Source organism: Streptococcus infantis (genome assembly GCF_019929575.1).
Taxonomy (GTDB): Bacteria; Bacillota; Bacilli; order Lactobacillales; family Streptococcaceae; genus Streptococcus; species Streptococcus infantis_L.
The window spans coordinates 16,680-27,263 of record NZ_JAHZPU010000026.1 but is presented as its reverse complement, the minus strand read 5'-3'; the positions used below and the strand labels follow the sequence as shown (position 1 = coordinate 27,263).

The following is a 10,584-nucleotide window of genomic DNA, read 5'->3' as shown; positions in this document are numbered from 1 at the left end:
AGTCAGCTCAAACAGCTTGAAAGATACTCGCTTAATCAGAGGAACAACTTTGTTGCACTTGACTTGACAATTGGGGTCTTTGAAATTTTATTGAAAATAAAAGAAAAAATATTGCATTTTTATTCAAAACATGTTATACTCATACAAGTTTTAAGTTAGAATTAGAAAGTAGTGGATTTATGAATTTTTCTTTTTTACCTAAATATCTGCCATATTTTAATTATGGTGCTCTCGTAACGGTCTTGATTTCTGTTTTGGTTGTCTTTTTGGGGACAATTTTAGGGATAGTATTGGCTTTTGCTCAACGTTCTAAAATGAAGCCCTTAGCTTGGCTTGCCAATGTTTATATTTGGATTTTCCGTGGAACACCTATGATGGTACAGATCATGATTGCTTTCGCTCTTATGCACATCAATGCTCCGACAATTCAGATTGGAGTTTTGGGAGTTGATTTTTCACGTTTGATTCCAGGAATTATCATTATCTCTATGAACAGTGGTGCCTATGTATCAGAAACAGTTCGTGCTGGTATCAATGCCGTACCTAAAGGGCAATTAGAGGCGGCTTACTCTCTAGGGATTCGTCCTAAAAATGCTATGCGCTATGTCATCTTGCCACAGGCTATCAAGAATATCTTGCCAGCCTTGGGGAATGAGTTTATTACCATTATCAAGGATAGTTCACTCTTGTCAGCAATCGGTGTCATGGAATTGTGGAATGGAGCTACTACGGTGTCAACAACCACCTACTTGCCTTTAACTCCACTCTTATTTGCAGCCTTTTACTACTTGATTATGACCTCTATCTTGACACTAGCCTTGAAAGCTTTTGAAAATCGTATGGGACAAGGAGAGAAAAAATAATGACTGAAACGCTTATAAAAATTGAAAATCTTCATAAAAACTTTGGGAAAAATGAAGTTTTAAAAGGAATTGATCTGGAGATTAAAAAGGGAGAAGTTGTGGTGATTATCGGACCGTCAGGTAGCGGTAAGTCAACCCTCCTTCGCTCTATGAATCTCCTCGAAGAAGCGACAAAAGGCAAGGTCATCTTTGAAGGAGTGGATATTACGGATAAGAAAAATGACCTCTTTGCCATGCGTGAAAAGATGGGAATGGTATTCCAACAGTTCAATCTCTTCCCAAATATGACAGTGAAGGAAAACATCACGCTTTCTCCTATCAAGACCAAAGGGGAAAGTAAGGAAGTTGCTGAGAAGAGAGCGCATGAGCTCTTGGAAAAGGTTGGTCTACCAGATAAGGCAGATGCTTATCCACAAAGTTTGTCTGGTGGACAGCAACAACGTATCGCTATCGCTCGTGGTCTTGCCATGGAACCAGATGTCCTACTCTTTGATGAACCGACTTCTGCCCTAGACCCAGAAATGGTAGGGGAAGTACTAGCAGTTATGCAAGAACTTGCTCAGTCAGGAATGACCATGGTCATCGTGACGCATGAGATGGGCTTTGCGCGTGAGGTAGCAGACCGTGTCATCTTTATGGCTGACGGTGTTGTTGTCGAAGACGGAACTCCAGAGCAAGTCTTTGAACAAACCCAAGAACAAAGAACCAAGGATTTCTTGAGTAAGGTTTTGTAAGAATATCATGAAAAGCTCCAAGTGGGCTTTTTCTTATAGTTTCAGACTATAAGGTCTCTTAGGTAAGAAGTGTTAGAGGGACAAGTGTTTTTTTGATATAATAGAAGATATTTGTTAGAAAAGAGAAAACACATGACACAGATTATTGATGGCAAGGCTTTAGCAGCCAAGCTCCAAGGACAATTGGCTGAAAAGACTGCAAAATTGAAAGAAGAGACAGGTTTGGTTCCTGGTTTGGTGGTTATTTTGGTTGGGGAAAATCCAGCCAGTCAGGTTTACGTTCGTAACAAGGAACGTTCAGCGATAGCTGCAGGTTTCCAAAGTGAAGTTGTGCGAGTTCCTGAAACCATTACCCAAGAGGAATTGTTGGACTTGATTGCCAAATACAATCACGATCCAGCTTGGCATGGGATTTTGGTGCAGTTACCATTACCAAAACACATCGATGAAGAGGCTGTTTTACTAGCCATTGATCCAGAAAAGGATGTGGATGGTTTTCATCCGCTCAATATGGGACGTCTTTGGTCTGGTCACCCAGTTATGATTCCTTCAACTCCTGCTGGTATTATGGAAATGTTTCATGAGTATGGGATTGACTTAGAAGGTAAGAATGCTGTCGTTATTGGTCGTTCCAATATTGTTGGGAAACCCATGGCCCAGTTACTGTTGGCTAAGAATGCAACTGTAACCTTGACCCACTCACGAACTCATAACCTTGCTAAGGTAGCTTCTAAAGCTGATATTCTTGTGGTAGCAATCGGTCGTGCTAAATTTGTGACTGCTGACTTTGTCAAACCTGGGGCTGTTGTTATTGATGTGGGGATGAACCGAGATGAAAATGGCAAGCTCTGTGGAGATGTTGACTATGAGGCTGTTGCGCCAATCGCTAGTCATATCACGCCTGTACCTGGTGGAGTTGGGCCTATGACCATTACTATGCTAATGGAGCAAACTTATCAGGCTGCATTGCGTAGCTTGGATAGATAGAACAAGCATTTATTCTAGATAGTGAAGAAACAAGTTCTAAAAAGTGAACTTGTTTTTTTCTTGCACTTATTTTAATAAAATTACAGTAAAACTTCTACAAATTATTGAAAAAACTCTACTATTTTGATATATTAAAAGCATCAATATTTATATGGATAAAATAAGTAAGCGCCTAGAGGGAGGTTTATTTTTTGAAGCAAAATGTAATCGCTTACTAGAACATTGGAAAGGAACAATAATGGATAAGAGATTTTTTGAAAGACGGTGTCATTATAGTATTCGTAAATTTGCCATTGGTGCGGCTTCGGTTATGATTGGAGCTAGTATATTTGGTCTTCAGGTGGCTCAAGCTGCTGAAACTGAAACAACTAGTTCCAGCGAGGAAACAATTCACCAAGTTCAACCTTTAGATAAGCTTCCAGATGATCTTGCTGCAGCCATTGCAAAAGCTGAGCAAAATAGCCCACAAGATTCCGCTACTGAAGAAGAAGGAAATGATGCGGATGAACCAGCAAAACCAGCAACTGAAGAAAAAGAGCCTGAGGTAACAAGTCCTAAGGAAAAAAAGGAAGCGGAAGTAGTTAGTCCTAAGGAAGAAAAAACTGAAAAACCTGCTACTGAAGTGGATGGGAAAGAGTCTACAGATTCAGAAGCAAGTTCTGACAAGCCAGCAGTTCGAGAAGAACATTCTGATACACCTAATCAGAATAAACCTGTAACGGACGATAAAAGCAAGGAAGAAAAAGCTTCGGCAAGTGAATTGCCTCAAGCCACAAAAGAGAAGGAAAAAGAAGACAAACTTTTACAGGAAAGAAAACAAAATTTCAACAAAGACTGGTATTTTAAATTAAACGCTCAGGGTGATTTTTCTAAGAAAGATGTTGATGTTCATGACTGGTCTAAGTTGAACCTTCCTCATGACTGGAGTATCTATTTTGATTTTGATCACAAGTCTCCTGCTCGAAATGAAGGTGGTCAATTAAATGGTGGTACTGCCTGGTATCGTAAGACCTTCACGGTTGATGAAGCTGCCAAGGACAAAGACGTTCGTATTAATTTTGATGGAGTTTACATGGACTCTAAGGTTTATGTAAATGGCAAATTTGTAGGTCACTATCCAAGTGGTTATAATCATTTTTCATATGACATCACTGAATTTTTAAATAAAGATGGTAGTGAAAATACCATTGCTGTCCAAGTTACCAATAAACAGCCAAGTAGTCGTTGGTACTCAGGAAGTGGTATCTATCGTGATGTGACGCTTAGCTATCGTGACAAGGTGCAGGTGGCTGAAAATGGAAATCATATTACAACTCCGAAATTGGCTGAACAAAAAGACGGCAATGTTGAAACACAAATCCAAAGCAAGATAAAAAACACTGCCAAGACTCTAGCTAAGGTATTTGTAGAACAACAGATTTTTACCAAAGAAGGTAAGGCTGTTTCAGATTTGGTTCGTTCTGTAACTAAGAGTCTAGCAGGAAATGAGACAGCTGACTTTAAGCAAACGATTTTGGTTAATAAACCAACTCTCTGGACAACAAAAAGCTACCATCCTCAACTCTATGTTCTAAAAACTAAGGTTTATAATGACGGGCAGCTAGTTGATGTGACAGAAGATACTTTTGGTTATCGTTATTTCAACTGGACAGCCAAGGAAGGCTTCTCTCTTAATGGCGAGAGAATGAAATTCCATGGAGTTAGTATTCACCATGATAATGGAGCCTTGGGGGCAGAAGAAAATTATAAGGCAACCTACCGAAAATTAAAACTCCTAAAAGATATGGGAGTTAACTCTATCCGTACAACCCACAATCCAGCAAGTCCACAGTTGTTAGATGCTGCGGCTAGTTTAGGACTTTTGGTCCAAGAAGAAGCCTTTGATACTTGGTATCGTGGCAAGAAAACGTATGACTATGGACGTTTCTTTGACCAAGATGCAACTCACCCAGAAGCTAAGAAGGGTGAAAAATGGTCTGATTTTGACCTCAGAACCATGGTCGAACGTGATAAAAATAATCCATCTATCGTTATGTGGTCACTCGGTAATGAAGTTGATGAGGCTGATGGTGGAGCTCGTTCACTAGAAACAGCCAAGCGTTTGAAAGCTGTTATCAAAGCCATTGATACAGAGCGCTATGTGACTATGGGTGAAAATAAGTTCAGTCGTGCTTCTACAGGCTTGTTCTTAGAATTAGCAGCAATCATGGATGCTGTAGGTATGAACTATGGAGAGCGTTTTTACGATGCTGTTCGTAAAGCCCATCCAGACTGGTTGATCTACGGTTCTGAAACTTCTTCAGCGACTCGAACTCGAGATTCTTATTTTGATCCTGCTCATTTACTCTGGCATGACAATCGTCCAAATCGTCACTATGAACAATCAGACTATGGTAATGACCGTGTAGCCTGGGGGAGAACAGCTACTGAATCTTGGACTTTTGACCGTGATCGTGCTGGCTATGCAGGTCAGTTCATCTGGACTGGTTTCGACTATATCGGTGAACCAACACCATGGCATAACCAAGATAACACACCAGTGAAAAGTTCTTACTTTGGTATCATTGATACGGCAGGCTTGCCTAAGAATGATTTCTATCTCTATCGTAGTGAATGGTATAGTGCCAAAGAAAAACCAACAGTTCGTATCATGCCTCACTGGAATTGGACTGAAGAAACGCTCAAGGAACGTAATATGCTGGTCAATGGCAAGGTGCCTGTACGGACCTTCTCAAATGCCGCCAGCGTAGAATTGTTCTTGAACAATGAGTCCCTCGGAAAGAAGGAATTTGTTAAGAAAACAACTGAAGATGGTCGCCCTTATCACGAGGGAGCTAAACCAAGTGAATTGTATCTTGAGTGGTTGGTTGATTATAAACCAGGTACCTTAACTGCTATTGCTCGTGATGAAAATGGTAAAGAGATTGCGCGTGATAGTGTGACAACAGCAGGGGAGCCAGCTAGAGTTCGTCTCACCAAGGAAGAACATGTTATCACTGCAGATGGTAAGGATTTGTCTTATATCCATTATGAAATCGTTGATGAAGACGGCAATGTTGTACCAACTGCCAATAATCTTGTTCATTTCAATCTTCATGGCCAAGGCCAAATCGTCGGTGTGGACAATGGGGAACAAGCTAGCCGTGAACGTTATAAGGCTCAGAAAGATGGTACATGGCAAAGAAAAGCCTTCAATGGTAAAGGTGTTGTCATTGTAAAATCTACTGAAAAAGAAGGTAAATTCACTCTTTATGCGGATTCTGCAGGCTTGGCTTCAGATCAGGCAACAGTCACAACCGTTTCAGGCAAGAAAGAAAATCGCCATTTTGTCGCTTTTGCCCCTGTGAAGGCAAGAACTGATGTCAGCGAGGATCCAAAATTGCCAGAGACTGTGACAGCTATTTATAGTGATGGCAGTGTTGAAGAAAAAGCTGTGACTTGGGACATCCCAGAAGATCTCCTTGCAAGTGCTGGTGAGAAAAAAGTCCTTGGTAGTGTGGAAGGACTCGAAGCCAAGGCTGAAGCCCTTGTCAAGGTCGTTGCGCTTGATAAGTGGTTGCCTAAGGTAGCAACAGTCCCAGTGGGAACAGCAGCAGAAGATTTGGATAAAACTGTAACGGCTGTTTTGTCAGATGGTAACTTGGTTGATGCGAATGTCGTTTCTTGGACCTTGAAAGATCCATCTGCCTTGACAAAAGAAGGTGGACGTACTGAAGCAACTGGTAAATTGGAAGGCAATGACTACGAGGTTACGGCAACCTTTATCGCGAGTGATAAGGAAACAGAAAGTACTGTTACAGGTCTCACGGTTGGTGACAAGTCTCTTGAAAACTTTGAGCCTGGAAAGACCTACTACCGAGTATCCCTTCCTTATACTGCTAAAATCCCAAGTGTTGGAGCACAAACTACTGGCTACCAAGTAACTGTTCAACAAGCTTCAGTAGCTAATGATTATCAGGCTTCTGTATTTTTGAGTGACCGGAAGGGCGATTTGGTTCAAACTTATTTGATTCAGTTTGTGAAAGAAGCGCCTGCTTTGACACGCTTGGAAGTAAGCGTTGAAGGAAAAGAGACTGCAACAGAAGACCAAGTCCTCCCTTATCATGTCATTGGGCACTACGAAGATGGTACACAAACTGAATTTTCAGCGTCAGATATCCATTTGGAAGTTAAGTCAGCTGATGGTGCTCATCTTGAGGTGAATGGTCAGAACTTGCTTCTTTACAAGAAAGGTAGTGTAACCCTCACTCCTCGTATTGACAATCAAACTGATAAGACTCAGTCTGTAGCAACTGAACTTGTGATAAAAGAAAATACAGTAGACAAGAAAATTGTCAAGCTACATCCTGTTTCTATCTCTACAGATATCAATCAGCAACCGAATTTGCCTGATCAAATCGGAGCAGAATTTGATAAGAGCTTGCCTCGTAAGGTAGCTGTAACTTGGGACAAGGTAGATGCCAAAGAACTTGGTTACTATCATAGCTTTACCCTTAAAGGTCATGTCGAAGGTACAGATATTGAAGCTGTAGCAAATGTAACTGTTGAAGGTTTGCAGGTTGCAGAAGAAATCAGTTTAACACTACCTAAGGGTGAAACTGTTCAATTACCTGCTAGTGTTCGTGCCTACCATTCTAATGGAACAACTGTCTATAAAGATGTCCTTTGGGACAAGGTTCCTGAGAACTTTAGTCAGACTGAAGGTATCTATGAAATCAAGGGTCAATTAGTGGGTAGCCATCTGACTACCAAGGCTCATGTTCGTGTTTCTAGTCAAGTTGTTGCTGGAAATAACATCTCTAAACAATGGACGGGTTCTCAATTGCCAGCGGCTATCGTGTCCAATACGGGTGGTGATGATTCAGCTAGTACTTTGAACGACTTGACAGTTTCAAGAGCCAATACAGATGTTAAGAATCGATGGACTACATGGCAAACAGGCACAGATAATGATTGGGCGTCTATCTTGTTTGGTAATTCAGGTGATTTGACCAAACGCTTTGTCGATAATCTTTCAGTTGATTTCTATACAGATGGTGCAATCGGACTTCCAAAAGAATATGTTATTGAATATTATGTTGGTCAAGAAGTTCCAGATCTTCCAAACGATGTCAATCATGCTCAAGGAGATACCAAGCATCCATTCAACAATGCTGCCAACTGGAAGGCTGTAGAAAATCTTCACGCTCCTGGACAATTATCTGCAGGTCAAACAAACCACTTTACATTTGACAAGGTTGAAACTTATGCTGTTCGTATGCGTATGAAGAAGGCAGATGGAAAGGCTGGTGTTGGTTTAACAGAAATTACTATTTTAGGAAGTAAAGTTCCAAGTGCTACCAGCTCAGAAATTTCTATCCAAGTAGATGGCAAGAAGCTTGAGCATTTCAATCCGTCTAAGACAGATTATTATATTCCTCAAGCAAGCAAGGAAATCACTGCAACAGCCAGCAACAACGGTGTGGTGACAGTTGTTCCTGCAACAAGTGAAAAAGGTGCGACACGCCTTATCTTGAAAGCAGAAGACGGAACCATCTTGAAAGAATATCGCATCTTCCGTGATGATGAAAAAGAAACAACACAACCAGTAGCTACGGAAAATAGTGCCCAGACCTTGAATGTTGGCGATCAGCTTCAATTGCCTGCCGAGGTAACAGTCTACTATCCATCACAGACTGGCTGGGTTAAAGCTAACCTTGCTGTCCAATGGGATGCAGTTCCAGAACATGTGACTGCCCAAGAAGGTAACTTTGAAGTGATTGGTCATGTTCTAGGAACAGACTTAACAACCAAGATGCAAGTAACAGTTGTTACAAAAGGTAATCAAGTTATCTCAGAAAATGCAAGCAATAATGCGACAGATTCTAAAGCCTTTGCGTCTACTACAAATGATACACAAGCAGCTTCTCGGGATAAAATTTTCTATATCAACGATGGTCACTTTAACGAAGATGGACGTTGGACTAACTGGTCTCGTACTCCGAAAGATCAAGAAACATCTGTGGGAATTCTCTTTAAGAAGAATGGTCAGATTACACCTCAATCTGTTGGAAAAGTAGCCATTCAATTCTTTAAAGACAGTGGAACAGATGCACCAGCGACAATGGTACTAGAAAAATATGTTGGCCCTGCCTATACAGAACCAAGTACCATTTCTCGTTATGAAGAAAATGCGGAACATCCATTTAATAAGGCAGAAAACTGGCAAGAAATTCCTTATAAGGCATCTGGAGAAATCGTGGCTGGTAAGCCAATCGAATTTACCTTTGATCCAATTCAGACAACAGCTATTCGAGCACGCATGACTCGTAAATCTACAACTAATGGTCTAGCAATGGTCGAATTTAGTGCTTACTCTCCTGCTAAAGCAAAAGATGTGGAAACTCCTTCAGTGACTATTTCGGTTGCTGGAAAAGCATTGGAAAATTTTGATCCTGCGGTTTCAGATTATACAGTGAACTTAAATGGCACTAAACCACAGGTGACTGCTCAAGCAAGTGGTCACGGTGTGACAACGGTTGTTGAGTCTAGTCAGGATAACCTTCCTAGCCTTGTTCGTCTTCTTGCTAAGGATGGTAGTCTTGTCAAGGAATATCGTATTCACTTCAAGCCTAGTCACCGTATTGTTCCTGAAGAAGGCGACCAAAGTCTTGTTCTCGAACGACCAAGTTTAGAAGTTGTCAAGACCGAAATTCCATTTAAGGAAATTATTCGTGAAAACAATGACTTAGCTCAAGATGAACGTCGTGTAATCTCAGAAGGTAAGAAGGGAGAAAGAGTTGATTATGTTGAGGTTCTAGCGTCTAACCGTACCACTGTTCATACGGATACGACTGAGGCGCAAGATCGAGTTGTTGAAGTCAAGGTCAAACCAGCCATTACTACAAGTAAGGGTGATGAGCCAGCTCCAGTGGTAGAAGTCCCAGAATTCAAGGGCGGAGTCAATGCTGCAGAAGCAGCTAAGCATGAGTTGCCAGAATACACAGATGCAATCGGGACAGCAGGTGATGAGCCAGCCCCAGTGGTAGAAGTCCCAGAATTTGAAGGTGGTGTCAATGCAGTAGAAGCAGCTAAAAACGAGTTGCCAGAATACACAGATGCAATCGGCACAGTAGGCGACGAGCCAGCACCAGTAGTAGAAGTCCCAGAATTTGAGGGCGGCGTCAATGCAGTAGAAGCAGCTAAAAACGAGTTACCAGAATACACAGATGTAATCGGCACAGCAGGCGACGAGCCAGCACCAGTAGTAGAAATCCCAGAATTCAAGGGTGGTGTCAATGCAGTAGAGGTAGCTAAGAATGAAGTCCCAGAATTTACAGGTGGCGTTAATGCTGTGGAAGCAGCCAAGAATGAATTACCAGAATACACAGGAACAGTGGCTACAGCTGGAAATGAGCCTGCACCAAGTCTTGTTAAACCAGCCGAAGAGGTTCGAATCTTGACTGATAAGGAAACTGGAGTTCTGGTAGCAGGGCTAACTACAGAGTTATCTAAAAACCTCAAGCTTCAAGTTCAAAAGGTTCTACGTCAAGAATTAGCTGGTAAACACTATGATGCATATCAAGTGAAATTGCTAGATAAGGACAACCAAGAAGTTGAACTCAAGGGTGCTGTCCTAGTGAGATTACCAGTTAAGGGACAGGTTCAAGGAGTTTATCATATGAGCTTAGATCAAGGCTTACAGGTTCAAAAGGTGACGCTTGTAGGTGACACAGTTGAATTTGTCACCAAAGATCTAGGACTTTATGCGATTGTCTATAAAGAACAAAACCAAGAACCAGTAAAACCAGTAGAACAAGCTCATGAACCAGCAGTTAAGGGAGAAAACTTTGAAAATGCTTCAGAGAAAGTAGATTCAGCAAGACTTCCAGAAACAGGTGAAAGTCGATCTGATACAGCTGCTTTCCTAGCAAGTCTCAGTCTTGTTTTATCAGTGGCTCTACTAACTGTTAAACGTAAAGAAAAATAGAGTTTGGAACTCTACATTGCTGATTGATTGT

The 10,584-nt window shown here is 41.4% G+C and carries 4 protein-coding genes; all 4 read left to right on the top strand.

Annotation, left to right across the window (positions count from 1 at the left end; translation table 11 throughout):
• Window positions 1-179 precede the first annotated feature (179 nt).
• Complete coding sequence (locus tag K1I67_RS07850) at window positions 180-863, top strand: amino acid ABC transporter permease (RefSeq protein ID WP_006147032.1); 684 nt, start codon at window positions 180-182, stop codon at window positions 861-863.
• A complete protein-coding gene (locus tag K1I67_RS07845) occupies window positions 863-1,597 on the top strand; it encodes an amino acid ABC transporter ATP-binding protein (RefSeq protein ID WP_223339508.1) in 735 nt (244 codons plus the stop codon). Before K1I67_RS07850 ends, K1I67_RS07845 begins: the two co-directional genes overlap by 1 nt.
• Window positions 1,598-1,729: 132 nt before the next feature.
• The gene (locus tag K1I67_RS07840) at window positions 1,730-2,584 is read left to right on the top strand and encodes a bifunctional methylenetetrahydrofolate dehydrogenase/methenyltetrahydrofolate cyclohydrolase (protein WP_223339507.1); all 855 of its coding nucleotides are present in this window, start codon (window positions 1,730-1,732) and stop codon (window positions 2,582-2,584) included.
• A gap of 238 nt (window positions 2,585-2,822) precedes the next feature.
• Window positions 2,823-10,553: an SIALI-17 repeat-containing surface protein gene (locus K1I67_RS07835; protein ID WP_223339506.1), complete on the top strand. Its 7,731-nt coding sequence runs from the start codon at window positions 2,823-2,825 to the stop codon at window positions 10,551-10,553.
• Window positions 10,554-10,584 lie beyond the last annotated feature (31 nt).

Bases quoted from the DNA above. Each gene is read 5' to 3' on its own strand.
- K1I67_RS07850 (WP_006147032.1), top strand. From the start codon at position 180: ATGAATTTTTCTTTTTTACCTAAATATCTGCCATATTTTAATTATGGT.
- K1I67_RS07845 (WP_223339508.1), top strand. From the start codon at position 863: ATGACTGAAACGCTTATAAAAATTGAAAATCTTCATAAAAACTTTGGG.
- K1I67_RS07840 (WP_223339507.1), top strand. From the start codon at position 1,730: ATGACACAGATTATTGATGGCAAGGCTTTAGCAGCCAAGCTCCAAGGA.
- K1I67_RS07835 (WP_223339506.1), top strand. From the start codon at position 2,823: ATGGATAAGAGATTTTTTGAAAGACGGTGTCATTATAGTATTCGTAAA.